This is a genomic window from Xiashengella succiniciproducens (assembly GCF_023674465.1).
Classification (GTDB): Bacteria; Bacteroidota; Bacteroidia; order Bacteroidales; family Marinilabiliaceae; genus Geofilum; species Geofilum succiniciproducens.
Map to the genome: position 1 here is coordinate 183,397 of NZ_CP098400.1, position 26,831 is coordinate 210,227.

The 26,831-nt window shown below is 45.1% G+C and carries 19 protein-coding genes and 1 tRNA gene; 8 read left to right on the forward strand and 12 right to left on the reverse strand.

Annotation, left to right across the window (positions count from 1 at the left end; all coding sequences use genetic code 11):
- Positions 1-104: 104 nt before the first annotated feature.
- From M9189_RS00805 to M9189_RS00815, 3 genes are all read right to left on the reverse strand, one after another.
- On the reverse strand, positions 105-689 hold the full coding sequence (locus M9189_RS00805; protein ID WP_250724009.1) for a hypothetical protein: 585 nt from the start codon (positions 687-689) through the stop codon (positions 105-107).
- Positions 690-809: 120 nt separating this feature from the next.
- Positions 810-884, reverse strand: a tRNA-Val gene (locus M9189_RS00810).
- Positions 885-1,030: 146 nt separating this feature from the next.
- Entirely contained in the window at positions 1,031-1,672 is a 642-nt protein-coding gene (locus M9189_RS00815; RefSeq protein WP_250724010.1) for a YdeI/OmpD-associated family protein, read from the reverse strand.
- A 386-nt stretch (positions 1,673-2,058) separates the two neighbouring features.
- Here M9189_RS00815 and dnaE point away from each other — a divergent pair, with 386 nt between their 5' ends.
- Positions 2,059-5,835, forward strand: coding sequence for a DNA polymerase III subunit alpha (dnaE, locus tag M9189_RS00820; RefSeq protein ID WP_250724011.1), 3,777 nt, complete (start codon positions 2,059-2,061; stop codon positions 5,833-5,835).
- 105 nt (positions 5,836-5,940) lie between these two features.
- Positions 5,941-6,258, forward strand: coding sequence for a thioredoxin (gene trxA / locus M9189_RS00825; protein WP_250724012.1), 318 nt, complete (start codon positions 5,941-5,943; stop codon positions 6,256-6,258).
- A gap of 99 nt (positions 6,259-6,357) precedes the next feature.
- Here the strand turns inward: trxA and M9189_RS00830 are convergent, their stop codons facing one another.
- The 3 genes from M9189_RS00830 to M9189_RS00840 form a co-directional block, all read right to left on the reverse strand.
- Entirely contained in the window at positions 6,358-7,743 is a 1,386-nt protein-coding gene (locus M9189_RS00830) for a NupC/NupG family nucleoside CNT transporter (RefSeq protein WP_250724013.1), read from the reverse strand.
- Positions 7,744-7,746: 3 nt separating this feature from the next.
- Positions 7,747-8,292 (reverse strand): bifunctional nuclease family protein, encoded by a 546-nt coding sequence (locus M9189_RS00835; RefSeq protein ID WP_250724014.1) that lies wholly within the window; start codon positions 8,290-8,292, stop codon positions 7,747-7,749.
- Between the two features lie 197 nt (positions 8,293-8,489).
- A complete protein-coding gene (locus M9189_RS00840) occupies positions 8,490-9,476 on the reverse strand; it encodes a flippase-like domain-containing protein (RefSeq protein ID WP_250724015.1) in 987 nt (328 codons plus the stop codon).
- A gap of 149 nt (positions 9,477-9,625) precedes the next feature.
- On the opposite strand from M9189_RS00840, the gene rsmA reads away from it, so the two are divergent.
- From rsmA to M9189_RS00855, 3 genes are all read left to right on the forward strand, one after another.
- Entirely contained in the window at positions 9,626-10,414 is a 789-nt protein-coding gene (rsmA, locus tag M9189_RS00845) for a 16S rRNA (adenine(1518)-N(6)/adenine(1519)-N(6))-dimethyltransferase RsmA (protein ID WP_250724016.1), read from the forward strand.
- 32 nt (positions 10,415-10,446) lie between these two features.
- Complete coding sequence (gene mgtE, locus M9189_RS00850; protein WP_250724017.1) at positions 10,447-11,811, forward strand: magnesium transporter; 1,365 nt, start codon at positions 10,447-10,449, stop codon at positions 11,809-11,811.
- 93 nt (positions 11,812-11,904) lie between these two features.
- Positions 11,905-12,153 (forward strand): putative signal transducing protein, encoded by a 249-nt coding sequence (locus M9189_RS00855; protein WP_250724018.1) that lies wholly within the window; start codon positions 11,905-11,907, stop codon positions 12,151-12,153.
- A 163-nt stretch (positions 12,154-12,316) separates the two neighbouring features.
- Here the strand turns inward: M9189_RS00855 and M9189_RS00860 are convergent, their stop codons facing one another.
- From M9189_RS00860 to M9189_RS00880, 5 genes are all read right to left on the reverse strand, one after another.
- On the reverse strand, positions 12,317-14,041 hold the full coding sequence (locus M9189_RS00860) for an efflux RND transporter periplasmic adaptor subunit (RefSeq protein ID WP_250724019.1): 1,725 nt from the start codon (positions 14,039-14,041) through the stop codon (positions 12,317-12,319).
- 11 nt (positions 14,042-14,052) lie between these two features.
- Positions 14,053-15,330 (reverse strand): TolC family protein, encoded by a 1,278-nt coding sequence (locus tag M9189_RS00865; RefSeq protein ID WP_250724020.1) that lies wholly within the window; start codon positions 15,328-15,330, stop codon positions 14,053-14,055.
- Positions 15,331-15,334: 4 nt separating this feature from the next.
- A complete protein-coding gene (locus tag M9189_RS00870) occupies positions 15,335-19,171 on the reverse strand; it encodes an efflux RND transporter permease subunit (protein ID WP_250724021.1) in 3,837 nt (1,278 codons plus the stop codon).
- A gap of 175 nt (positions 19,172-19,346) precedes the next feature.
- Complete coding sequence (locus M9189_RS00875) at positions 19,347-19,814, reverse strand: HYC_CC_PP family protein (RefSeq protein ID WP_250724022.1); 468 nt, start codon at positions 19,812-19,814, stop codon at positions 19,347-19,349.
- A gap of 140 nt (positions 19,815-19,954) precedes the next feature.
- Complete coding sequence (locus M9189_RS00880; RefSeq protein WP_250724023.1) at positions 19,955-20,602, reverse strand: hypothetical protein; 648 nt, start codon at positions 20,600-20,602, stop codon at positions 19,955-19,957.
- Between the two features lie 318 nt (positions 20,603-20,920).
- On the opposite strand from M9189_RS00880, the gene priA reads away from it, so the two are divergent.
- From priA to M9189_RS00895, 3 genes are all read left to right on the forward strand, one after another.
- The gene (gene priA / locus M9189_RS00885) at positions 20,921-23,386 is read left to right on the forward strand and encodes a replication restart helicase PriA (RefSeq protein ID WP_250724024.1); all 2,466 of its coding nucleotides are present in this window, start codon (positions 20,921-20,923) and stop codon (positions 23,384-23,386) included.
- Between the two features lie 147 nt (positions 23,387-23,533).
- Positions 23,534-25,000 (forward strand): RNA polymerase factor sigma-54, encoded by a 1,467-nt coding sequence (gene rpoN / locus M9189_RS00890; RefSeq protein ID WP_250724025.1) that lies wholly within the window; start codon positions 23,534-23,536, stop codon positions 24,998-25,000.
- Positions 25,001-25,020: 20 nt separating this feature from the next.
- Positions 25,021-25,620 (forward strand): phosphatase PAP2 family protein, encoded by a 600-nt coding sequence (locus M9189_RS00895; protein WP_250724026.1) that lies wholly within the window; start codon positions 25,021-25,023, stop codon positions 25,618-25,620.
- Positions 25,621-25,628: 8 nt separating this feature from the next.
- Here M9189_RS00895 and M9189_RS00900 read toward each other — a convergent pair whose 3' ends face one another.
- A complete protein-coding gene (locus M9189_RS00900) occupies positions 25,629-26,753 on the reverse strand; it encodes a 4-phosphoerythronate dehydrogenase (protein WP_250724027.1) in 1,125 nt (374 codons plus the stop codon).
- Positions 26,754-26,831: the final 78 nt, after the last annotated feature.

Genomic DNA, 26,831 nt, shown 5'->3' on the forward strand with positions numbered 1-26,831 from the left:
AGCTGTTGAAAAAATAAGTTCCCACAAGGGAACTTATTTTTGTTTTTACACCTGCAATAGACGGGTAATAGTAATACGGCAATCATGTATAATATAGGGTCGTGCTAAAGGCCTTTGAGCTTCTGGATTTCCTTATGATGCTGGATGACGAGAGTCTCATATTTTTGCCGCGACCGCTGACGATGATCTTCAAATTCTGCTTTTGTGGTTTCAAGCTCCTTCCTTGTCTTTGCGATAGTGCTTAGGTTGCGTTGAATCAGTATAGTGGTGAATCCAATTATTGCCAGAAGGACTATAAAGGCAAAGATTACTATGCTCAGGAATAAGTTTTTAGACATCGCCATACCCATAAAGGAGAATGAGTTTTTCTCAGCCAGGGTCGTTTGCAACTCCTTGTCAGTATCTGCAAGTGTTTTTTCAAGAGATGAGATAAGGGAATCTTTGCTTACTATAGTGGTCTCGAGCCTTGAAATTGTTGCATCCTTATCCTTAATTGTCTTCAGTACATTGCCCTTGAGTTGGTTGAAAGACCTGTCAATAATCATTACATAATTCTGCCACCTGGAACCTTCTTCCTCAACAAATTCAAATTGCTGTTCAATGCTGGCATTATTATCATAAGTTTTTTGTGCCGAAATAGGAAAAGAAAGGTAGATCAGTGCTAGTATAGCTAATGTTACAACTCTCATATTGCCAATTATATTAGGGTTGATGTTTTAGGGTCTAACGTCACACTACTTATGTTTATTGCGATTGATAGAATTATTTTGAAAAAAAGGAGACTGTCGTGACCGACAGCCTCCTTTTTGTGGGTTGTACTGGATTCGAACCAGTGACCCCTACCCTGTCAAGGTAATGCTCTAAACCAACTGAGCTAACAACCCGATTTTTCGCGCTGCAAAGTTAAAAGATTTTTGATAATACCGAAATAGGCTCTCAAAAAAGTCGGCAATATACTACCTGTAACTATCCCTTGCAGGGATAGCTGCGAGTAGTAATGCATTGCTGATGTTGTGATCGCAATTGTTCCTTATCGCTTGCTATAGTGGTCGTAAAGACCTATCCCGTCAAAGATCTGCTGCTTGTATTTCTCAATTCTTGCAAGGCGGGTCTTTTTCACCTTGCTCTGTCCAAAGTGGATAAGGTAGGCACGCTGGCGGCCGGGAGTGAGCTGGTAAAAGGCCTTTCTGAAATCCGGGTCTTCAGCAAAGGCCTCTTCAAGTTCTTCGGGTAGGGGTATTTCTTCCCGCACAATTTCAACCTTTCTGCCACTTTCCTCTATTTTAACAGCTTCCTTTATATAGGCAGCAATGACTTCACTTTTTGCTTCTATATCGCTTACGTTGGTGAACTTCAACACTCTTGCTTCCAGAATATTTGCCTGCTTTTCAAGAATTTTCTCAGAATCCGTCAACAGGACACCTTTGAAAAAACCCATAAGGGCGTGGTTCTTGAGTGCACTTACTGAAAGAATGTTTTTTCCCTTATGGGTATAGACTGGGATACCCCACTTTACCTCTTCCTTAAGTCCTGATTCAAGAGCTATCTGTCGTAGATTCTCAAGTTCTTCTCTCCATGTATTTACCTTGCATTGAGGGGTGCCACCGTATTTGCAGCGCATACAACCGTCCATAAGGTACTTGTCCACCCCGGGATTGAGTTCGATCTTCATAGCACTGGATTTTGTGTGTAAGGTTTTAGCAACTAGAGCAATTAACCCTGAGAATTTGTTCGGTAGACGTGGGTTTTTCCTTCTCTGGGAGTTATTCTGAGCTTGTAAAAAAAAACGGCTGCCTCAAATTTGAGTTAGCCGCTTTACAGATTTGTGCTGATTTTAAGGGAAAGGTAACAATACTTTGACTCCTTGTATCTGCCTTTCGCAAACAAAGATAAACAAATATTTACATATAACAATCAAAAATTATTTAAAAATGTAAATCCCGGGCGCTCAGGCGTCCGGGATTTAGTCAGAACCTTTTTTCAGAATTAGCTGTTAAGCCTCGGGTCAATTTCCTATTTTTGTAAGAACATGCCACAAAACATAAATACTTAAATATCATGTCATTAATTCCTTTTACACACTTACACGTTCACTCACAGTATTCGGTTCTGGATGGTCAGGCCAGTGTTTCAGCCATTGTATCCAAGGCAGCGGCAGACGGAATGAAAGCTGTGGCTTTGACAGATCATGGAACCATGTTGGGTATTAAGGAGTTTTATGACACCTGTAAGAAGAAGGGGGTCAAACCCATTATTGGGGTTGAAGCCTATGTTGCAGAGAGAAGCCATGAGATCAAGTTGGAGAAAGTTGACAGGTCGGGACGACATCTTATCCTTCTTGCTAAGAACAAGCAGGGCTATAAGAACCTGATAAAACTGATATCAAAGGCCTCTATCGATGGTATGTTCTATCGTCCCCGTATTGACAAGGATCTGTTGCTCAAACACCATGAGGGACTTATGGTTACCTCTGCCTGTCTTGGAGGGGAAGTACCGCAGAAGATTATCCACGGAAGGCTGGATGAGGCTCGTGAGGCTATACTGTGGTTCAAGAGTGTCTTTGGTGATGATTACTATCTTGAACTTCAGCGCCACCCAGCCGAGGATCCCGTTCTCAGGAGTCAGGTCTATGATGTTCAGGTGATGGTCAATGAGCAGCTCCTCAAGTTTTCCAAGGAGCTTGGAGTGAAAGTGATTGCAGCCAATGATGTTCACTTCTCGGATGCTGAAATGGCTGAGGCACACGATATAATGATCTGCCTAAATACAGGAAAGGATCTTGATGATCCCAACCGGATGCGTTATACAAGGCATGAGTGGTTTAAGACTACCGAGGAGATGAATAAGCTCTTTGCTGATGTCCCTGAAGCCTTGCTCAACACTCAGGAGATTGCTGATAAGGTTGAAGACTACTCACTCGACTCTCCACCTATTATGCCAGTGTTTCCAATCCCGGAGGATTATGGTACCATTGAGCAATACAGGGAGAAATACTCAGTAGATGATCTTAAGAATGAATTTGGTGCAGAAAGATATGACAAGCTAAGCGGTGATTATGAGCATATTCTAAGGGTTAAGTTTGAGGCTGACTATCTTGAGCATTTGTGCTATACCGGGGCAAAGCGCCTGTATGGAGACCCGGTGCCTGATGAGGTAAAAGAACGAATAGACTTCGAGCTGTTAACCATTAAGATGATGGGTTTTCCGGGTTACTTCCTTATAGTACAGGACTTTATAAATGCTGCCCGCAAAATGGGAGTTCTTGTAGGTCCGGGTCGCGGATCCGCGGCAGGATCCGCGGTTGCTTACTGCGTGGGCATTACAACTGTTGACCCGATCAAGCATGATCTGCTGTTTGAGCGATTTCTCAATCCCGACCGTATTTCCATGCCTGATGTTGATATTGATTTCGACGATGACGGAAGGGCAATGGTGTTAGATTGGGTTGCCAATAAATATGGCAGGGATAAGGTAGCACATATTTGTACTTTGGGTACCATGGCAGCCAGATCAGCTATTAAGGATGTGGGCCGGGTCTTAAGGCTTCCGTTGGCCGAGACTGACAGGATAGCCAAGCTGATACCTGAAAAGCCCAATACCAAACTTAGCGGGGCATACAAAGAGGTGCTGAAACTTGAGATGGCAAAAGGCTCCCTGGAAGCAGCGATGGATGAGATTGATCGCAAATTACAGGAGGCCCGCAAGGAAGATAGGGAGAAGGACATACTTAAGTATGAGGTTCAAAAGATTTTTGCCCAGGAAATAGAGCGTGGGCGCATGGAAAATAATCAGGCCTTGCTTAAAACGCTTGAGCTGGCATGTGACCTGGAAGGATCTATACGTCAGACAGGAGTCCATGCCTGTGGTGTCCTCATTGGCCGCGATCCCCTGGTAGAGAATATACCACTGATGCAGGCCAAGGAAGCTAATCTTCTGGTTACACAGTATGAAGGGACTCTTGTTGAATCTATTGGTCTTCTTAAGATGGATTTCCTGGGACTTAAGACTCTGTCAATTATTAAAGAAGCACTTGAAGCTATCAAGCAGTCCAAGGGTATTGACATAGATATAGAAGCGATTCCATCCGACGATATCAAGACCTTTGAGCTTTTTGGAAAGGGATTGACAACTGCGATCTTCCAGTTTGAATCCGCAGGTATGAAGAAGTATCTGCGCGAGCTTGAGCCCAACCGCTTTGAGGACCTTGTTGCGATGAACGCGTTATACCGTCCGGGTCCGATGGAATATATCCCCGACTATATCTCCCGTAAGCTTGGACGAGAGCAGGTCCACTACGACCATCCTTTGATGGAGGAATATCTAAAGGATACTTACGGTATCACTGTGTTTCAGGAGCAGGTGATGCTTTTGTCGCGTAAACTTGGGGGTTTCACCCGTGGTGAGTCTGATACCCTGCGTAAGGCAATGGGTAAGAAGATGGCCGAGGTGATGGCTAAACTTAAGGCCAAGTTTGATGAAGGCTGTAAGAACAACCCTGAGTTTATGAAGGGCTGTCAGGAGATGGACAAGAAGCCACAGGATGTTATTGACAAGATATGGAAGGACTGGGAGGCTTTTGCAAGCTATGCTTTCAACAAGTCGCATTCCGTTTGTTATGCGAAACTGGCATATCAGACCGGTTATCTTAAGGCAAACTATCCTGCTGAGTTTATGGCTGGTGTGCTAAGCCGTAACCTGAGTGATATAGGCAAGATCTCGACCTTTATGGACGAGTGTCGACGTATGGGCATCAAACTGCTTGGTCCGGATATCAATGAGAGCTATATCAAGTTTACGGTAAACAAGGACGGGGCCTTGCGTTTTGGTATGGCAGCCATCAAGGGAGTAGGAGAAGGAGTCGTTGAGGAAATCATTAAGGAACGCGAAAAGAGAGGCCCCTTCAAGGATGTATATGACTTTTTTGAGAGGGTCAATCTACAGGTTATTAACAAGAAAGCTGTTGAAGCACTTGCTAATGCAGGAGCTTTCGACAGCCTTGGAAATCTTCACAGAGCGCAGTTCTTCGCCCCTATCCAGGGCGAAGAAGGAACCTTTATTGAACGTCTGTTAAGGTATGGTAACCGCTTCCAGGTAGACAAGGCTACAATGGCAAGTTCCCTTTTTGGAGCTGAAAACGCATTAATCTCAATCAAGAAGCCTGAAATCCCAGATTGCAGGGAGTATACGACCCTAGAAAAGCTTGAGAAGGAGAAAGACCTGTTAGGTATATATCTTTCAGCACACCCACTTGACGACTATCGTCTGGAGCTTAAGCATTTCTGTAACCTTAGTGTAGCAGCCCTCAACAACCCTGAGAATATCAAGAACAGGGAGTTTGTCGTGGGAGGTATGATTACAGGGGTGAGGAAGGGTCTTACTAAAAAAGGAAATGAGTTTGCTATAGCCACCGTTGAAGACTATAATGGCTCCTATGAGTTTGCCTTTTTTGGGCAGGACTTTGTCAACTTCATAGGCATAATTAGTAATGCCAAGTTTGTATTGATCCGTGGCAAAGTAGTGCCAAAGAGATTCAAACCGGACGAGTGGGAAATCAAGGTATCCAAGATATCTCTACTGTCTGATGTTCTTGACAGCATGGTTAACAGCATCACACTTCGAATTCCTTTACAGAGTCTCAACGATGAGATAGTAAACGAGCTTGCATTTGTGACAATGGAGAACAGAGGCAAGATCACTCTTCGCTTCCATATTTATGATGAAACCAACGAGAGGCAGTCTGTTCAACTTTTATCCCGCTCAGTAATGGTCAATCTGTCCAGGGAGCTTATAGATTTCTTCGATAACTGGGAGGAAATATCTATAGCATTAAACTAGTTTAACATAGTGTAATTGTTTATCTTTGAACATATGCAACCTGAAAACGTTTAGGTATTACCGAATTAAATCATTGAGTTTATAATTATTTAATCATAAAGAATCATGGCTATAGAAGTAACTGATGCTAATTTTGACGAACTGGTATTGAAATCAGACAAGCCGGTAGTTGTAGATTTTTGGGCTGAATGGTGTGGACCGTGTCGTATGGTTGCCCCTATTGTTGCTGAACTTTCTGAAGAATACAAAGATAAGGCTGTTGTTGCCAAGATGGATGTTGACAGCAACCCTGACACATCTGTTAAGTTTGGAATCCGCAACATTCCAACACTTTTGTTCTTCAAGAACGGACAAATTGTTGACAAGCAGGTTGGTGCAGTACCCAAGTCTGTTCTGGCATCAAAACTGGATGCTATCCTTTAAGAAATAAGAATCATAAAATATAAAAGACCGGCAGGATGTCCTGACCGGTCTTTTTTTTTGTCTGCGCACTCTGTTGAGTACGCAGTTGTATTTAACACATTAACCGAGTATCATTCCTATAATTGTTGCAGAGAGTAGTGATGCCAGTGCGCCTGCAACCAGGGCTCTGAATCCGAGTTGGGACAGCAAGACCCTTTTGCCGGGAGCAAGGGAGCCGATACCACCGAGCTGGATGCCTATAGAGGCGACATTGGCGAAGCCGCTAAGTGCATAGGTAGCCATAATTATTGATTTCTGGTGCATAAAGGCTCCGGAAGCTTTTAGGTCACCCAGGCTAACATATCCGATAAATTCTGTCATTATGAGTTTCTCTCCTATCACACGACCAACAAGGTCAATATCTGGTCCAGCGACACCAATAAGCCACACCAGCGGTGCAAATAGATAGCCCAGCATAAACTGTAGGGAAAGTTCAGTGTAGTTACCATTGGTTGAGTTGGCTATGATTTCATTCAGACCAGTCCATGCACCTACCTTCATACAGATAAAGTTGAACATTGCAATAAAGGCAATGAAAACCAAAAGCATACCAGCTACATTTACAGCAAGTCTTATCCCTTCTGTTGTTCCATTAGAGATGGCATCCAGAGCATTCTTTCCTATCCTTTCACGTCCAACTTCAGCGTTCTGTTCAATAGGTTCGGTCTGTGGCACAATTATCTTGGATACTACCACAACACCTGGAGCTGCCATCAGTGATGCAGCAAGAAGGTGTTTTGCATAAAGGATCTCCTGAACCGGGTCACCACCTCCAAGCACCTTAATATAAACAGCAAGCACTCCACCTGCCAGTGTAGCCATTCCAGCAGCCATTACTAGCATTATTTCAGAACGGTTCATCTTGTCGAGATAGGCCTTGATCATAAGGGGGGACTCTGTCTGACCAACAAAGATGTTACCTGCAACTGCAAGACTTTCTGCACCCGACAAACCCATCAGTTTAGTCATACCCTTGGCTAAGATTGAAACTACTTTCTGGATTATTCCAAAGTAGAATAGCACACTGGTAAGGGCAGAAAAGAAAATGATAGTTGGGAGAATTGTTATTGCAAAGTTGACAAGAGGTGATTCAATCACACCGGTATCCATGCTACTGAAGAGGAATTCTGTACCAGCCTCAGTAAAACTGAGAACTTTAACGAAGGCTCTTCCCACATATTCAAACACTGTCTGAATAAATGGAATGTGAAGGATACAGAGGGCAAGGACCAGCTGCAATCCAAGTCCCTTGGCCACCATACTCCACTTGACTGCTTTGCGGTTGCTGCTTATCAGCCATGCGATTCCGATGATAACAAGCATCCCAAGCATCCCGCGAAGAACACCCATAATAGTTAGTCCCGTTGATTCAACAACAGTATCACTCTGTGCCGACAGAATCCCACACAGGGTCATGAAGGCAAGAAGCATTGCAATTCGTTTCATATATTACTTTGAGCGACGTTTGATTTCATCCCGTATTTCCGAGGCCCGTTCATAATTCTCGGCTTCCACGGCCTGGTCGAGCATTGCTTGCAACTCTGCAAGAGTCTTGGATGCAAGTGGATTGTTGTCTGACTGGGAAGAAGACCTCGATCTGGGGGAGGGAGTAGAGGTTGGTGAAGAAGTGCCTGAAGATTCTTTTGTATCTCCAAAGTCAAGGACGATACCGGCTTTGGCAAGGATTTCCTCGTAGGTATAAATTGGGCAGTTGAAACGAAGGGCAAGCGCAACAGCATCTGAAGTACGGGAGTCTATCCTGATAACTTCACTGCTTCTTGTACATACAAGCTCTGAGTAGAAGATGCCTTCCTCAAGCTTATAGATTAACACCTCAGTGAGCTCTACATCAAAAGCCCGGGCAAAGTTTAGGAAGAGATCATGGGTAAGGGGTCGGGGTGGTTCAAGCCCCTCCAGCTTTATAGCTATTGATTGTGCTTCTACACCTCCTATAATAATTGGGATACGGCGATCACCCTCCTCTTCGGCAAGCACGAGCGCATAAGCCCCCGACTGTGTCTGTGAGTAGGATAAGCCGAGTATATTTAGCTTTACCTTTTTCTTGTCCATGAAAAAATCAATAACTCCAGCTTAAGAAGTATAATACACAAAGATAGGAATTTGTTTTAAAAGGTACATAGCAATACATAGGTTTTGGCCACTGATAGTTAAATATTCTATGTAACACAAGATTAGCCCTTAACCTGGCTGCTTTCCGGGGCTATGCAGGAGGCTTCGGGTGTCTTGAAAATTAAGGCCATCAGTGCAGGAATGGCAAGGTTGATAATCCAAAGCAGGAATACCGGACATATTATTGCTGGGCTATTGGAACTGAGCAATCCGAAGATAAACAGGGCCATCGAACTCCTAATGCCAAGGTCGGCAATTGCCAATGTTGGCAGCAGGCTGATTGCAGCAAAGTATAGCATCACAAGTCCGAAATCTGTAATGCTCCCGGTTACTCCAAAAAATCCTAGCAAAAGCCATAATTGTATATTGAAGACAATATAGCGGGTGGAAGTAAACAGTACTATTGCCAATAGTCTTTGTCTCTCAATGCTCTTCAATGAGTTGAGATATGTGTACATCAGGTTGATGCGTGGATGATGTTTGTAACTGTTTACTAACAGTATAGCAACTGATACTCCAGTTACAAGTGCTGCTACTGCTAGCAGGGAGTATTTCAGGATTGCTTCATTTAAATCTGATAGGTTGTCAGCATATTTGCCGACACGTGTTATAATAATACCAGTAATTCCCCCGCAGATTAATACCAGGTTTTGAATCATGCTTCCCGCAGCGGACAGAACAACGCCCCCTGTACGGAGACCCTGGGGCAGGAGACCGCCTTTTGCGATAGTCTCGCCTGCACGGGCAGGCGTGACCATACCGCTCTGTATTCCTTTTAGTACCTGATAAAATGTGTTTTTCCAGGGCTGGATGACTATCATTTCAGAAAGTTGCCTCCACTTAGCAGTCTCAAGTCCCAGGTTTATTGCAAGAAGTATAAGCTGTACAATTATAAGGCAGAGAAAAGGCCCCAGTCTGCCATCAAGCAGGGCAAAGAAACTGCTCCAGTCTTTAAACCTGAGCAGGCGATATAGTATGTAAAAGCCGGCTGCGAGAGATACAACAAGATTTAATATAATAGCAGTTCTTTTTTGCCTCTCCGTATTCATGCTGCAAAGTTGCTTATTTAATGATTCTAAATCTATATTTTTTTTGTGTATATTAACCGAATTGGGTGGTTCAAAGGTCAACTGTTGTGAAAATAGTTTTACCTTTGCAGCACCTTTATGAGCAATTAATATAAACGGCGTAACCATGGATGATGAGGCGTGTAAGAGCAAAGAAGTTCCTGGGCCAGCACTTTCTGGAAGATTTGGGCATTGCCCGTCGGATAACTGAAAGTTTGTCAATCCCTCCGTCTCATGTAGTTGAGGTGGGGCCGGGAATGGGAGTTCTTACACAATTTTTGGTGCAACGCGAAGATCTCGACCTCTATCTTGTCGAGATAGACAGTGAATCAGTCGAATATCTCCACCAGCATTACCCACAATTAAGTAACAGGATTATAGAAGGGGACTTTTTGAAGTTTGACTTCAACAAGATCTTCCCTGACAAATTTTCCATTATTGGTAACTTCCCTTACAATATTTCTAGTCAGATCTTTTTCAAAGTATTTGATAACCGTAATCATGTCGACAAGGTTGTCGGCATGGTACAACGTGAGGTTGGACGCAGGATAGCATCCGGTCCGGGTTCCAAGGAGTACGGCATATTGAGTGTTCTGCTGCAGTCATACTATACTATTGAATATCTGATGACCGTGGATGAGCACGTATTTAGTCCCCCGCCAAAGGTGAAATCAGGAGTAATCAGGCTTGTGCGCAACGAGGTTGACAAGTTGCCTTGCGATGAGAGATTGTTTGTAAAGGTTGTAAAGGCAGCTTTCCAGCATCGCAGGAAGACCATGCGTAATAGCTTGAAATATGTAGAGTTTGACCATGGTGCTATAATGCATTTACCTGTGTTTGATTTGCGTCCTGAACAGATGTCTGTTGAGGCCTTTCAGGAACTTACCAAACTGATTGAAGAGCATCCGCTCTGTGAGTGATTGATTTTGTGTAACCATTAAAATTTCCGCAAATGGCAAAGTTCGAACTAACCCGGGAGTTGATCGATCTTATTCGAGAGTTGATTGAGCAGAACAATGTTGCTCAATTGACGGAAATTTTACTGGAACTGCACCCTGCCGATATTGCTGAGATTTATGAAGAGCTCAGCGTGGATGAGGCAAAGTTTCTGTATTTTCTTCTGGATGATGACACTGCCGCCGAGGTGTTGATAAACCTCGAAGAGGATGACAGGCAGAATTTTCTGAAGTCCCTTCCAAGTGAGGAAATTGCCCGCCGTTTTATTGATAATCTTGACACCGACGATGCTGCTGACATAATCTCCGAGATGGATGAAGAGCGGCAGAAGGAGGTACTTTCATTTATCGACGACACCGAGGTAGCAGATGACATTGCTGACCTGCTTAGCTATGAGGAAGATACTGCAGGTAGTCTAATGGCAAAGGAGCTTATCAAGGTTCGTGAGTCCTGGAATATAATTACTTGCCTTCGCAGCATGCGACGTCAGGTTGAGGAAGTAGATGAGGTTTATTTTGTTTATGTTGTTGATGACAAGGATATACTGAAGGGAACCATTTCGCTGAAGAGGATGCTGCTTGCATCATCCGAAAATCGTGTGCGTGAATTATATAATCCGGATGTAATTTCAGTCAATGCCAATACCCATTCTGAAGAGGTTGCCAATATTATGGGCAAGTACGACCTCGTTGTACTGCCTGTGGTTGATGATAATGGCAAGCTATTGGGACGTATCACTATCGATGATGTGGTGGATTATATCCGTGAAGAAGCTGAAAAGGACTATCAATTGGCATCAGGTATCACGGGAGACGTCGAGATCTCTGACAGTGTATGGCGCCACACCCGAGTTCGTGTGCCATGGTTGATGATTGGGATGATGGGAGGATTGCTTGGCTCACGTGTAATCAGTGCCTTTGAAGGCAATATAGCAAGGTTTCCGGAAGTGGCTTTCTTTATGCCCCTGATTGGCGCTATGGGAGGAAATGTTGGTATTCAGTCATCCGCTATTATAGTTCAGTCTATCGCTTCCGGAAATCTGGGTTTTGAAACCAACTGGCGCAAGCTTGGCAAGGAAGTATCTATAGCCTTGTTAAATGCGTCAGCTTTATCGGTTATAGCGTTTATCTACAATATGATTGTTGGTTCGAGCTATGCTCTCACCTTTACAGTGACTTCGGCATTGTTCTCAGTGGTATTGTTTGCCTCTCTGCTGGGGACCTTCCTTCCACTTCTGCTTAACAAATTTAAGGTTAACCCTGCTGTAGCCACCGGACCGTTTATAACGACGCTCAACGATATTGTCGGGATGTTCCTGTATCTGATACTTTCAGTTTATTTTTTCAATCTTTTTATGTAGGGTAGAATTAACCTGATTTTTAGTTGTAACTTGTTCTATATCCCATAGAGGAGGTAGTCAATCGTATGCTTTTATGACTAAAACATAAATATCATGGAAAAGAATCCTGAACCACGTCCGGTTGTTGTCTTCTCAGGTTCACAAATGGAAGTTGCGATTATCCAGACTCTGCTTGAGGACAATGAGATTGAGTTCTTCTTGCAGGATGAGTTTATCGGCACTATGGCGCCATGGTACGCCGAAGGAGGTGGAGCCGGCTCTGTCAAGATTGTTGTAGCTGACAGTGACGTCGAAAAGGCTCAAGTCGTAATAGAGGAGTATTACAAAAATATCCGTCAGTAAGACAGGATTATCTATATTGTTTTTTGATAGATTCCAGTAAGGCGACAAAACTGGAATTAAATATGATTGCTGCTGAATTGTCAATATATAAAAATCCCATCCCTCAGAACTTGGTCTGAGGGATGGGATTTTTATTAGTTGGATTTGAATCCAATCCTTCCCATTAATTACTCTTGTATTGGCAACAGGCAGGAAGTGCATTATATGCATCCATATCAGCAGGATGCAATTCGGTTTCATAACCTACGTCAGCTATTGTCCTGCTCACCTGTTCAAGTCCTGTTTTCTGCACATCAAGCTGCAGATGCAATTCTTTAGTATCCATATCCCACACGGCTGATTTGACACCGTCAACTCCCGATGCGGCAGTTTCAATATTTTCCTTACACATACCACAATTGCCTGAGACCTTAAGAACCAGATGTTGATTGTCCTGCCTGTGGTCTGAAGTATTTGTCCGATTTTTAGGATCGGAATGAGATGCATTGTGATGTGATGTGTGCTCTCCATCATGATCTTTATGATCATGATGAGTTACAGAAGATGATGTGTGTTCCGAAGTAGCAGCATGACCTGAATGAACATCAGAGTGTGCGGCATGTCCATCATGTGCTGAGTGACCAACGTGAGCTTCAGGTATATTCACATTCATCATACTTCTCTTTCCTGCAAGTTGAGCACTTGCATCAATGGAGAATACACCCTTGGTAGCTATTTCCTCTCCCTCACTGATACCTGACAGAACTACCCAGGCATCTCCCAGGGAAGGACCAAGTTCTATCTCCCTCAGCATAAATGCCGGAGTCTCAGTTTCCTGCTGCTTTACATAGACTATTGAGCGTTTGCCTGTCCACAGTACAGCTGAGGCAGGAACAATGATGTGACCTTCACTATTTTGCATTTTGGCCCGGACTGTTCCGTTGAGGTACATTCCCGGTTTTAGTTCTCCTCCCTGATTGCTTACATCTACCCTGACCTTTGAACTCCGGGTGTTTCCATCAACTACCGGTTCAATAAAGGAGATTTTTCCACTGAAGGTCTTGCCGGGCAGAGCCTGGGTCTGGAACTCCACATTATCTCCATTTTTGAGGAAGGGCAGATCCCCCTGATATGCATCAAACAAAGCCCAGACACTTGAGAGATCACTAACAGTAAATAGTGGGGTCCCTTTGTCAACATAGTCTCCCTGGTTGACATGCTTCCCGGTTACAATACCGTTGAAGTCAGCCCTGATTTCAATGTAGGGATTTGCTTTTCCGGCACTTTCGATAGCTTCTATCTGGCTCTTGTCAAGCTTCCAAAGGCTAAGTTTTGCCCTTGCTGCCTCAGCCAGCTCGGGAAACTCAGCCTCTCTCTTTACAGCTTCTAAGAGTTCCTGCTGAGCCCTTAGCAGTTCAGGTGAATAGATAAGAGCCAGCACTTGCCCTTCCTTTATTCTTTCACCGGTAAAACTAACAAACAGCTTCTCTATCCTGCCACCGATATGGGCAACCTGTGATCTGGAGCTACGTTCGTCAGCTGCTATAGCACCGTATAGGTAAAGTGCTTTTTCAGCTTGCTGACGGCTCACTCTTGAAGTTTGAATACCTGCTAGAGCAATAGCTTCCTCTGAAAGCTGTATAGCCTCAGGATCTATTTCTGCAGATCCCCCACTGCTCACCAGGGGGATAAGGTCCATAGCACAGAGTGGACACTTGCCGGGTTTGTCCTGTCGTATTTGGGGGTGCATCGAACAGGTCCAAACGGTTGCTTCTTCCGTGTGCTCATGCTGATGCCCTTCATGGGCCTTAGGTGCATTAAACAAGATACGGCCAAGTATCAATCCGACAAGTATCAAAAGGCCGTATGTGATATATTTATTCCTGAATAACTTCTTTATATTTTCCATGGTAATGGCTTTTATTCATTAATCTCAAAATCGGATATCAGATTCTTTATAAGGGCTGCATTGATGTTGTATTCAGCTGTTGCCTGGGCCTTTTGAAGCCTGAAGTTCAACAGCTCCCTTTGCATCTCCAGAAGCTGCCCAAGCTGGGTTGCTCCCGAACTATAGTCAGTAAGCATCAGGCGGTAGGCGCTGAGTGCCAGCTGTTCCTGCTTATCAAGCAATCGTATCATCCGGGCTGCTTCCTGAAGATCGTGCCCGGCCATATAAAGTTCAGACTCCAGGTTGTTGATTGTGGCCTGGTACTGTTCTTTCCTTGCTTCCAGAAGGTGGGCGTTTGCTTCCTGCTGAGCCTTGTACTTATTGCGATAGATAGGCAATGTGACCGATAACATTGGCATTATCATATCATCTCCGTTCATATGGCCTACAGGTACATGCACCCCGGTTCTTTTGCCAATTACCGAATATTGAATACCAACACCCAGCATGGGATAGCCCATACGCTTATCCATCAGGGCTTTAGCCCTGATGCCATCCTCTTCCGCACTTATCATTCCGAGCATTGGACTATTTGCCTTAGCTTTTTCTAACAAAAGAGGCAGTTCGGTTTCAATTTCCATAGTTTTAATACTGTCGGGAATAAACAAGCGGGTATCAGCAGGACGGTTAAGCAATGCGTTGAACCTTGCCGTTTCAGCTTTCAGGGCCGAAACAGTATTCTCTATGCTGTTTTCTGCCTCTGCCAGTTCGATACGAATTCGCAGCACATCTGTCATGCCGGGTGATGACATCCCTTCATCGGACCTGAGTCCGGCAAGGGCAAGGTTTTCCAACTGGTGTAGGTAATCCCTGCTTTCCTGCAGAAAGGACAGTTGTCTTTTAAGTTGAAAGAGCCTGTACCAACTTGTATAGACTTGCAGAAATATTCTGTTCCTTGCTTCCCTGAATTGCTGAAAAGCCATCCTGGACATATGCATTGCCTCGGTGCGTGCAGCCTTATTGACTCCAAACCAGGGAAACATCTGCATCAGCGTAATATCGGCGATCTGACGTCCGTCGATGATATCCATCGGTTGCAGGAAGAACCCTATCTCAAGTTGGGGATCAGGCAGTGCTCCTGCGGCATTGACCCTTCTGAGTGAAGCCTGGTAGCCAGCAAAGGCTGCCCTGACCTCCGGATTATTTTTGGCTGCAGTTGCAAGATACACACTGAGGGAATCCTCCTGTCCTGAAACTGCTACTCCTAACGTTAGGAGTAGAATTAGTATATTTATCCTAAAGACTCTCATAGCTTTATTCCTCCATTTTACTTTCAGGCTTTTCCTTCTTAAGGGCCCATTCACGCCACCAGCACTGGAAGATGGGCACTACAAACATGGTCATTGATTGTATCAGCATACCCCCAAAGGTTGGTATGGCCATGGGAACCATAATGTCCGAGCCCTTACCCGTAGAGGTGAGTACCGGCAGTAGTGCTATCAGTGTGGTTGCCGTTGTCATTGCTGCAGGTCTTACACGTCTTAGTCCCGCATAAACTACAGCCTCCCTGATTTCATCCCTGGTTTGCGGGTTTCGTGCAAGGAAGGTCTCGTGAATATAAGTTCCCATCAGCACCCCGTCACTTGTTGATATACCAAAGAGAGCGATAAATCCGACCCATACGGCGATGCTGAGGTTGTAGCTCCTCATCTGCAGCATATCCCTTAGGTTTACCCCGCTTACTTCAAAGTTGAGAAACCAGGGTTGTCCGTACAGCCATAGGAGTATGAAACCTCCTGCAAAGGCAACAATAACACCTGAGAAGTGGATAAAGGAAGCAGTGACTGACCTGAACTGAAAATATAGTATTAGCAGTATCACAAGAAGGCTTAGCGGAATGATCAGCATCAACCTGCCTGCGGCCCTTGCCTGTTGTTCGTAGTTGCCTGCAAAACTGTAGGACACTCCGGGTGGGAGAGTTAGCTTACCTGAGGCAATCCTGGCTTTCAGGAATGCATCAGCCTCCTCTACCACGTCAACTTCTGCCCTTCCTTCTACCTTGTCGAATATCACATAGCCTATCAGGAAGGTATTTTCGCTTTGTATCATCTGTGCACCCCGGGTATATTCAATATCAGCTACCTCTCCCAGGGGGATCTGTACTCCTGCCGCCGTTGGTATCAGCAGCTTTTCCAGTTGACTGGGGTCTTCTCTGAGTTCACGTGGATACCTGATGCGAACCGGGTAGCGTTCTCTGCCTTCTACAGTTGTTGTAAGGGCCATCCCTCCAATAGCAGCACTGATAAGATCCTGCAATTCGGTCACCTGGATACCATAACGTGCCATCTCTCTGCGTTTGAGTGAGATCTCAATATAGGGGGCACCAACAGCCCTGTCGTAGAAAACAGTCGATGGGAGTATTGCCGGCACCTCTTTTAGTGCAGCTTCGAGTAACCTGCCTCCTTCCTCAATAGCTTCGAGGTCGGGACCAGAGACCTTAAGTCCCATTGGGGCCCTCATTCCCGTTGAAAGCATCACGATCCGTGCATTAATTGGTTGAAGTTTGGGAGCTGAGGTAAGTCCCGGCAGGTGTGTCACATTTACGATTTCCTGCCAGATGTCATCCGGACTCTTTATCTCAGGTCTCCACTGTCTGAAATAGTTTCCTCTTTTGTGGGGAATCAGGCTGTCGGCAGGTATCACCCTGAAACCGTCCTGCTTTGGGTTGTAAACAGAACCACCTTTGAGGATGTACTCCCCATTACGGTTGACCTTGAAGCGTACCGGGTGTCCATTTTCGTCAAGGATATATTCCGAACGATAGTTTATCACATTTTCAAACATCTGTGCAGGCGCAGGGTCCAGGGCTGAGTTGACCCTGCCCCATTTGCCTACTGTCATTTCAACCTCTGGAATTGCACTGATGCGCCTGTCTAACGCAGCAATCAGTTCCAGGTTCTGCTCCACCCCGGTATGTGGCATGGAAGTTGGCATCAATAAGAAAGAACCTTCATCAAATGCTGGCATAAACTCCTTGCCCATGCCTGGAAACCATCCCGATGGGGTCTGCCAGAAAGCAGTTTGCCTGATGTTTTTGAAGCCGGCGGCTTCAAAACCTCCGGCCACAAAGCCAAATACCTTGTCAAAACCCAGCCAGACAGTAAAGCCCAGCACAGTTGTTATCAATGGTATCATCATGAATTTCATCCTGTTGGCAAGGCACCACCGCAGGATCTTTTCATAATAGACAACCAGGCTCCAGAGCATTGCCAGTACCACTGAAACAAGGAGCAGTACGACAAAGAGGTTGGCCATCATACCTTTGCCCGGTCCCAGGGGCAGCCACTGTGAGGTCAGGAGATAGACAGTTGCTGCAAGAGCTATGGCTACGTTAATATAGAGTGGGATCTTATGGTTTTTCCATCGGGATGATAGTAGGTTGTTGGCTCCAAAAAGGCTTAGGGCAAGGAAGGGGACAGTTCCACTTAGGATAAACAGCAGAAGACCTCCGGCTACAAGTATATAGTTGCCTGCTTTAAGCAACCTCTGTGAGGTAATCTTAATAGAAAACAGGTAATAGACAATGGTTGGCAGTACTATCATGCCTATTATCAGAGCTGCTCCGAGTGAGAATGTTTTTGTGTAAGCCAGGGGCTTGAACAACTTCCCTTCCTGAGCTTCAAGGGCGAAGACGGGAAGAAAACTGACTATTGTAGTGAGCATGGCTGTCAGTACCGGAGCCGACACTTCCTTTACTCCTTCATAGATGACTGCAACCAGGGCCTTACCTCCTCTGGCGCCTTTGTTTTCAGACCTTTCAAGGTGTTTGATTATATTCTCAACGAATACTACCCCCACATCTATAACTACTCCGATAGCAATTGCAATACCTGACAGGGCAACAATATTTGCATCTACACCGGTCTTCTTCATTGCTATAAATGAGATTAGTACGGCAATGGGAAGCATACTTGAAATTGCGATTGAGGCCCTAAGGTTGAGAACAAGGACAATAACAACAATAATGCTTATCAGAATTTCGTGGGTCAGGGCTTCCTCCAGAGTCCCTATGGTTTCGTGGATAAGACCAGATCTGTCGTAGAAAGGAACAATAGTAAGCTGGGAGACAGTTCCGTTGTCCAGTACCTTTTGAGGCAGGCCATGTTCGACCTCTTTGATCTTGTCCTTTATATTGTTAATTACCTCGAGGGGATTTGAACCATAGCGGGCTACTACAACCCCTCCGACAGCTTCGACACCTTCCTTGTCAAGGCCGCCTCTTCGAGGTTCCGGACCCAGATTGACCCGTGCGACATCTTTTATCCTGACAGGGACTCCCATATCAACCATCACAACTGCCTCTTCAATGTCAGCTACGCTTTTGATATAGCCTAGTCCCCTGACAAGATATTCTGCTTTATTGATCTCAATAGTTCCTGCACCTATGTCGAGGTTGCTGTTTTGAACTGCCATCATAATCTCAGCAGCCGAAACATTATGTGCCTTCATTGCAGCAGGGTCAAGCTCTATCTGGTATTCCCTTACGAACCCTCCTATTGATGCTACCTCAGCAACACCATTGGCAGATGCAAGGGCATAGCGTACATGGTAGTCCTGGACGGCTCTTAGTTCATCAGGATCCCAACCTCCTACAGGTTTCCCTGTCCTTGGATCCCTGCCCTCGAGAGTGTACCAGAATATCTGTCCCAAAGCAGTGGCGTCAGGACCAAGACTGGGCTGGACCCCATCTGGCAGGGTACCTGGTGGCAGGGAGTTAAGCTTCTCAAGAATACGTGAGCGACTCCAGTAAAATTCAACATCGTCTTCGAAGATTATATAGATAAAGGACATACCGAACATAGATGTACTGCGGATGGTTCTTACACCTGGTATACCTAGGAGTGCAGTGGTAAGCGGATAGGTAATCTGATCCTGTATGTCTCTGGGTGAGCGCCCCATCCATTCTGTGGCAACTATCTGTTGGTTATCTCCGATATCGGGTATTGCATCGACAGGCACCGGGTCTCTCGGCAGAAGGCTTGTATGCCAGTTGAATGGCGCAGTTGACAGGCCCCAGAGAGTAAGTGCCATCAGCAGGATTACGGTTATTAGCCGGTTCTCCAAAAAATATTTGATTATCCTGTTTATCATGGCTTTATGATTAACTATTGCTATTAAACCAATTAGAGTTCAGGCAGTTCTCGAAAACCACCTGAATTTTCAGCCTTACAAAGAGAAATTGCAACGCCTGGATCCGGAACACAAGAGATCTGGCCTTTTCAGGCTGATTACAATTTCCGGCTGAAGCTTGGAAAAAGCGATAGAATCAATTACGGAAGACGCAGATATAGGTCAGAATATCTGCGTTGTTCAGATAGTGGTCTTTGGTAGTTGAACAATAAGAGAGTCCCCCCAAAGCATGTAGTCCCTGGACATTTGGAGCAAGAGCGGGGATAGGGCAGTTGGTGACTTGAATTTGTACCTTCTTAACTTCTGTAGAAGGTGACTTGACAGTCTGAAAAGTATCAGTTTCAATTATCAGGGTGCTGGTACTGCAGCACAGGGAATGATCCTCCATTACGGAGTGGCATAAGGCATCAGTTGCCTGTATGGGCTCTTTGGCATTGTCACAACAGTCAGTCTCACTTTTTTCGTGCCCCTCACAACATGTGCCATCATCAAGGTAAAGAGCCATATGGCTCAGTTCTCCCTCACAAAAATGCAAAGCAATAGCAGGCTGTACTGATACAGCCACAATAATTTGAAGGAAAAATATAGCTATTGCCTTTCTCATTACTCCATAACTCTGACTTATTGAACGTAATAAAATGGGAAAAGTTTGCCGGTAAAGATATAAAAAAGACCGGGTTGTCGTCAGCCCGGTCGTGATAAGTAAATTTTGGGTAATTGGATGGGTGCGATTTAAAGCTTACATCAAGATACCATAGGTTCGATGATCGCGTTTCGTTTTCTCAAACAAAGCTGCCAGAATGCATGAAGATCAAGATTGAGCTTCCGTGAATTACCTTCAATACCAACCAGTTTGCTTCTCCTTGCCATAACAAAGGAACGCATATCGTCAAGACTACCTATCATGAAGTCGATGGCACCCATAAATATATCGTTAATTCCCCTGGCGGTCTTGTCGCAGTTGACTATCAGGGTCATCCTGTTCCTTCTGACCAGACTCAGAATCCTGTCCAGTAAATTCAGATCACTGGCAAGTTCCTCGGGTTGGTTTATCAGCAGGTAGGCAACCGAACGCCTTGACGATATAAGGCTTTCCATTGTTCTTACATCATCATGTGACAGCGTATGTACTACAGCCTCGGGATGAAGGTTGTCAATTTCATGCGTGTGTTCCATTCTTTCAGGGTTAAGTATAAGCAATTCCTTGTCCCAGGGGATAACGGAGGCCAATACCGACTCCAGAGCAAAATCTTTGCTCTTGTTGAAGAGTATTGGTTCGTAACCGGTAAGGTAGAACCTTGAACTATTGATCTCTTTTCTAGACCACATCTGGAGGACCTTGGCGTCCATTTCCTCTTCCATCAGCTCTCTGCCAAGTGAAAGATTTTGCATAATGCCCGGCTTGTTCATTGAAATGCACGTATTAGCTGTCGGTTGAACACTTGAAACACACCTTAACTATTTCGTTTTGGGGTAAAATAGTTTATTGGGGCATCTTAAATATCGCTACAGGTGTACGTTTGGGATACTCCTGCCTTACATGGGTATGACAATTCAATATACGGCTTCACGTATGCTGAAAGGCTCTCTTTTTATGAAAGTTCTGATTTTTTCGGTCAATGCCTTTCTTTTTTGGATTACCGTTATTCGCGGCTGTATGTAGCAGGGTCCTCAGGGCAATTTGCTATCTTTACGTATTGTTTGTAATAAATGGAAAAAAAGTACGCCGACATAGTGCTTCCGGTACCTTTGCCAAGGTTGTTTACCTATAGTATTCCGGATGAGTTTGCCGGCACGACGGCGCCGGGCCGTCGTGTTGTTGTCTCCTTTGGCAAGCGCCGGCTGATGTCGGGAGTTGTTTTTGCATTGCACAACAATGCACCTCGAGAGTATGATACAAAAGCCATACTAAGCGTACTTGATGACAATGAGGTTGTTACGCAGGATCAGCTGGCCCTGTGGGAGTGGATTGCAGCCTATTATCAATGCACAGTTGGGGAGGTCTATAAGGCGGCTTTGCCATCCGGACTTAAACTTGAGAGTGAGACAAGGCTATATCTAAACAAGGATTATGAGGAGGTGACAGATCTACCTCCCAGAGCCTATGCCCTTATAAACTATCTGGCAGACAATAAGTATTGTACACTCGACAAGGCTGCAGTTGTGACGGAGCTTAAGAATGTATATCCCCTTGTAAAGAGACTAATCGAAGCAGGTATTGTACTAGTAAATGAGGAGATGACGGCATCTTACCGGCCAAAGACAGAGCAGGCACTAGTGCTGCATCCGAAGCATAGAAATGAGGATGCTTTGAGGGACTTCTTCGATAGTCTTGGACGTGCACCTAAGCAGCTCGAGTTGCTGATGACTTTTGTTAGTCAGTGCGGAGGTGTAGACAAGGCCATTGAAGGTCAGCGGGTATTACGCAGGCAACTACTCGCAGCTGTGGATGGCGGAAGCGGGGCGGTTGCAGAACTGATAAAAAAGGAAGGACTGGCCGTTGAGGATGTACAGGTGGATCGCCTGGGATCTTTCAATGGAAAGATAGCTGATGTAAATCCGCTTTCTGCAGTTCAGGTTCAGGCCCTTGCTGAGATAAGAGCAGGCTTTGAGGACGGCAAACCGGTATTGTTGCATGGGGTTACTTCAAGCGGTAAGACCGAGCTATATATTCACCTTATAGAGGAAACGATAAGCAAAGGCAGGCAGGCCTTGTATCTGCTACCTGAGATTGCCCTTACAACCCAGATAACAAACAGACTCAGGTCACACTTTGGTGATAAGCTTGGGGTGTATCACTCCAGATTCTCTGATGGAGAGAGAGTAGAGGTGTGGAAGGATATGCTCACCGAAGGGCGTTTCAGCGTAATCCTTGGTGTTAGGTCGTCAATATTTCTGCCTTTCAGGGATCTGGGATTGATAATTGTTGATGAGGAGCATGATCCTTCATTTAAGCAATATGACCCTGCTCCCAGGTACAATGCCAGGGACGTGGCTCTGCTTATGGCAAGAAGGGCATCCTGTAATATATTACTGGGAACTGCAACACCTTCCATTGAGAGTTATTACCATGCCCGTAGTGGGATGTACCATCTTGTCGAACTGACGCAAAGACATGAAGGCATACAATTACCTCTGATAGAGGTTGTCAACACCCAGGAGGCGAAACGCAGAAAGCTGATGCAGTCGCACTTTTCGCCCAGACTTTTGGAACTTGTTACAAAGGCTCTAGAAAACAAGGAGCAGGTAATACTGTTTCAAAACCGCCGAGGTTTTGCCCCTTACCTTGAGTGCTCAGTCTGCGCATGGGTGCCACGTTGCATCCACTGTGACGTTAGCATGACCTATCATAAACATACAGAAAGTCTTGTTTGCCATTATTGTGGCTATACAGAGACGGTACGGACCAGGTGCGGTGCATGCGGTTCCCCCTCCCTCAGGACAGTGGGTTTTGGTACTCAAAAAGTGGAGGAAGAAATCAAGGTGCTTTTTCCGGAAGCCAGGGTTGGGCGGATGGATTATGACACAACCAGGGGAAGCAAGGGTTATGAGAAACTGATTAGCAGTTTTGAAAAAGGGGAGCTGGATATCCTTGTCGGTACACAAATGGTGACCAAGGGACTTGACTTTGACAGGGTAAGCCTTGTCGGCATCCTCAATGCCGACAGTATGCTCAACAGTCCCGATTTCAGAGCTTTTGAACGCGGTTTCCAGATGATGGCCCAGGTAAGTGGACGTGCGGGAAGAAAAAACAAGCGTGGACGTGTAGTACTTCAAACCAGTGATCCTGAACACCCGGTTATCAGGTTTGTGGTCAGCAATGAGTTTAAGGGCTTCTACGAATATCACATAGCAGAGAGGGAAATGTTCAGGTATCCTCCTTACTACAGGTTGATAAGTCTTACAGTAAAGCATCGAGACCGTAAGATTTTGCAGGAAGCATCGGCCTTTCTGGGTGATGTCCTAAAGTCGGGTCTCGGCAACAGAGTCCTTGGACCACAGGAGCCTCCGGTCTCAAGGATCAGAGATTATTTTTTGCAGAAAATCCTTATTAAAGTAGAGAGGACGGCGTCTCCGTCCAAGACAAAGGAATTTATCCAGTCCTGTATAGACCAGACGGTCTCTAAAGAGCCATGGAAGTATGTCAGTGTAATAGCAGACGTGGATCCAATGTAATGGAAGAGCTGAAAAAAGCGATGATATTCGAAACGATTTAGAGCCTTGCACGTTTTTTGTGTATTAAGACATGATTTCCCAATTCCGGAAATTAGGTTAATTTTGCTAGTAGTGAGACTCGCACTTAATTGATGGTGAAAGTATAATATGCTGAAACAGAGCTTACAACAAAAGTTGCTTCAAAAGCTGTCGCCCTTGCAAATACAGGTGATAAAGCTTCTTGAAATTCCGACTGCACAGCTGGAGCAGAGGATTAAAGAGGAGTTGGAGGAGAATCCTGTGCTTGAATATGGTTCTGATTCAGAATCTGATGATGACTACGATTATGATTACGATGGAGATTCCGATTCCAAGGAATCTGATATGGATAAGGACGAGCTCTCAATAGACGAGTATATCAACAACGACGATATCCCTGCGTACAGACTTCAGGCCAAGAACTACTCCAAGGATGACAAGCATGAGGATATTCCCTTTTCAGTTGGGACTTCTTTTCATGAGAATCTTACAAGTCAGCTTGGACTGAGGGATCTAACCAACCGTCAGCTTGTAATTGCTGAATATGTAATTGGTAATATTGATGAAGACGGCTATCTCCGCAGGGAGGTGGATGAGATAGTTGATGATATTGCCTTTATGCAGAATATGGAAATCTCTCCTGATGAGGTTGAGGAGGTGATCAAGGTAATTCAGGATTTCGATCCGGCAGGTGTTGGAGCGCGTGATCTACGTGAGTGTCTTTTGCTTCAACTGGAGAGAAAGAGTGGTGACAGTTCTGCTCTTAAGAATGCTCTTGAAATTATTCGGGATCACTTTGAGGAATTTACACGCAAGCACTTTGAAAAAATAGCACGCCGCAAGGATCTTAGTGACAGTGAACTCAAGGATGCTATTGATGAGATTCTTAAGTTAAATCCCAAACCAGGAGGAGCACTCAGCAATCCACTGCATAAGACCGTGCAGCATATAATACCCGACTTTATTCTGGAATATGAGGATGGAGAGTTTCAGCTCTCACTAAACTCACGTAACCTGCCTGAGCTACGGATTAACAACACCTATTCCGATATGCTCAACGAGTATCAGGTCAACCGCAAGAATCAAAGCCGTGAGCAAAAGGAGGCTGTGATGTTTGTCAAGCAGAAGCTGGATTCGGCCAAGTGGTTTATCGATGCTATAAAGCAGAGGCAGAACACCCTGATGCTTGTTATGGAGGCAATACTGGATTATCAGAGGGAGTATTTCGTGGAGGGTGACGAGACAAGGCTCAGACCTATGATTCTGAAGGATATAGCAGAACGGACAAATCTTGATATCTCTACTGTATCGAGGGTATCAAACAGCAAATATATTCAGACCCACTTTGGAATTTTCCCGTTGAAGTATTTCTTCTCAGAAGGACTTCAGACTGATACCGGTGAAGAAGTGTCTACCCGTGAGATCAAGAAGATACTTGAAGAGTGTATTGCAGCTGAGGATAAGAGGAGGCCGTTGACGGACGAGAAGCTGGTACAGATCCTCAGAGAGAAATCTTACAACATTGCCCGCAGGACAGTGGCTAAGTACCGCGAGCAGCTCAATATTCCTGTTGCGCGACTGCGCAAGGAGCTGTAGCAGGCATAAAAAAGCATGAAATGAGACTTGCAAGCAAAGTTATTTCTTTCCTGTTCCATCCCATGTTGATGGCAACAATAGGTATGTACCTGATCCTAAATATAGGTCCACTGTCTTCAATACTTGGTGCAGACGGCAAAAGACTAATCTATCTGATAGTGTTCTTTTCCACAGCAGTATTACCTGTTTCCCTGCTTCCTTTGTTTTATCAGTTTGGTGTCATTAAGAGCTTCCAGATGGAAAGTTCAAGGGAAAGAGTGGTGCCGGTAATGATGACAGCCTTCTTTTATTTTCTTGGCTATCTGTTATTAAAGCGCCTGGGAGTCACCGGGCTGATAGCTGGGTTTATGCAGGCAACCGTCATTGCCACCATAGGGGCAGGTCTTGTGTCATACTACTGGAAAATAAGCATGCATACAATAGGTATTGGAGGTCTGGCTGCTGCAATCTATGCTATGTCAATACACTACTCGGTTGACCTAAGCTGGATACTGGCATTGATATTTCTGGTAGCCGGATTAGTCGGTTCAGCCAGACTATATCTAGGAGCGCATAAACCCTCCCAGGTTTATGCGGGTTTTCTTTGGGGCTTTCTCATTGTACTCGGAGCCCTGATTTAACTCTGGACTTATTTTACTCTGAATCCTAAGGCCATCAGCATCTCGATGGTTTCCGGTCTTGTTGCCCGTGATGGTGTTATTTCCCAGATATGAAACTCCCTTCTGACGGGATAGCTGCCACGCTGTTTCTCAAAATCTTCTGGATCTTCCCTAAGACGTTTGTCGTCTTCTAGTATGTCGTAGGTCCTGAGTATTGCTTTTGCGGCTGTCAGATAAGCCGGTTCGCTATTATTGTCCAGATGAATAAAGGGATAGTCGGGAACCGGGAGAGATGTCGGTTGCCAATCCTGCAGGGGAAGTCCAAACTCCCTTGCAATTGCATGGATGGTCATTGTGGAACCATTGGACTTACCATCGACAGAATAGCCGGCAATATGTGGTGTTCCAATCCATACTTTGTTATGTAGCTTTGAATCTATATTAGGTTCGTTTTCCCACACGTCAAGCACAAGACGCGATATTTGTCCATTGTCAAGACCTTTCAGCATGGCCCTGGTCTCGCATACCTCACCGCGTGATGAGTTGATTACCACAGCACCCTTTTTCAACAGAGCTAGTTTTGACTCATCCATCAGGTGAAAGGTTGCATCCTCGCCCTGTCTAATAAGTGGAGTGTGGAATGTAACAATATCTGAGTTGCTAAGCAGGTAGTCGAGGCTGCAAAATTTGTCAGCACCCTCACGTCTTGCACGTGGGGGGTCATTGAGGAGAACTTTGAATCCCAGGGCCTTTGCAAGACTTTCAATCTTAGAGCCTACCATACCGACACCCACTATCCCGAGGGTAGTTTCCGAAGGCACAGTTCCGTCAAGTATCAGGTGAGCCAGTACCGAAGCAATATATTGCTTTACCGAACCGGAATTGCAGCCCGGTGCGTTGCACCAATGGATGCCTTTTTGCTCAAGCCATGCCAGATCCATGTGATCGGTACCAATTGTGGCAGTTGCCACCATCCTGACAGAAGTTCCTTCCAGCAGATCCTTGTTACAAAGTGTCCTTGTCCTGACTATAAGAGCATCCGCATCAACAAGGTCTTCTTTTGATATTGCTTTTCCTTCCTTGTAAAGCACATCTGCATAGGGATCAAGTACACCCTTGAGTGCCGGTATCTTGTCGTCAACAACTACTTTCATCTTTGCTTCTTTGAGTGTGCAATTTACGCAACAGCGCTTACTCGGGCAAATATCAGGATGCCTATATCACGTGATAAT

Bases quoted from the DNA above. Each gene is read 5' to 3' on its own strand.
- M9189_RS00900 (WP_250724027.1), bottom strand. From the start codon at position 26,753: ATGAAAGTAGTTGTTGACGACAAGATACCGGCACTCAAGGGTGTACTT.
- rpoN (WP_250724025.1), top strand. From the start codon at position 23,534: ATGCTGAAACAGAGCTTACAACAAAAGTTGCTTCAAAAGCTGTCGCCC.
- M9189_RS00880 (WP_250724023.1), bottom strand. From the start codon at position 20,602: ATGCAAAATCTTTCACTTGGCAGAGAGCTGATGGAAGAGGAAATGGAC.
- M9189_RS00855 (WP_250724018.1), top strand. From the start codon at position 11,905: ATGGAAAAGAATCCTGAACCACGTCCGGTTGTTGTCTTCTCAGGTTCA.
- M9189_RS00875 (WP_250724022.1), bottom strand. From the start codon at position 19,814: ATGAGAAAGGCAATAGCTATATTTTTCCTTCAAATTATTGTGGCTGTA.
- priA (WP_250724024.1), top strand. From the start codon at position 20,921: ATGGAAAAAAAGTACGCCGACATAGTGCTTCCGGTACCTTTGCCAAGG.
- M9189_RS00830 (WP_250724013.1), bottom strand. From the start codon at position 7,743: ATGAAACGAATTGCAATGCTTCTTGCCTTCATGACCCTGTGTGGGATT.
- rsmA (WP_250724016.1), top strand. From the start codon at position 9,626: ATGATGAGGCGTGTAAGAGCAAAGAAGTTCCTGGGCCAGCACTTTCTG.
- trxA (WP_250724012.1), top strand. From the start codon at position 5,941: ATGGCTATAGAAGTAACTGATGCTAATTTTGACGAACTGGTATTGAAA.
- M9189_RS00870 (WP_250724021.1), bottom strand. From the start codon at position 19,171: ATGATAAACAGGATAATCAAATATTTTTTGGAGAACCGGCTAATAACC.
- M9189_RS00860 (WP_250724019.1), bottom strand. From the start codon at position 14,041: ATGGAAAATATAAAGAAGTTATTCAGGAATAAATATATCACATACGGC.
- M9189_RS00895 (WP_250724026.1), top strand. From the start codon at position 25,021: ATGAGACTTGCAAGCAAAGTTATTTCTTTCCTGTTCCATCCCATGTTG.
- M9189_RS00865 (WP_250724020.1), bottom strand. From the start codon at position 15,330: ATGAGAGTCTTTAGGATAAATATACTAATTCTACTCCTAACGTTAGGA.
- M9189_RS00815 (WP_250724010.1), bottom strand. From the start codon at position 1,672: ATGAAGATCGAACTCAATCCCGGGGTGGACAAGTACCTTATGGACGGT.
- mgtE (WP_250724017.1), top strand. From the start codon at position 10,447: ATGGCAAAGTTCGAACTAACCCGGGAGTTGATCGATCTTATTCGAGAG.
- dnaE (WP_250724011.1), top strand. From the start codon at position 2,059: ATGTCATTAATTCCTTTTACACACTTACACGTTCACTCACAGTATTCG.
- M9189_RS00805 (WP_250724009.1), bottom strand. From the start codon at position 689: ATGAGAGTTGTAACATTAGCTATACTAGCACTGATCTACCTTTCTTTT.
- M9189_RS00840 (WP_250724015.1), bottom strand. From the start codon at position 9,476: ATGAATACGGAGAGGCAAAAAAGAACTGCTATTATATTAAATCTTGTT.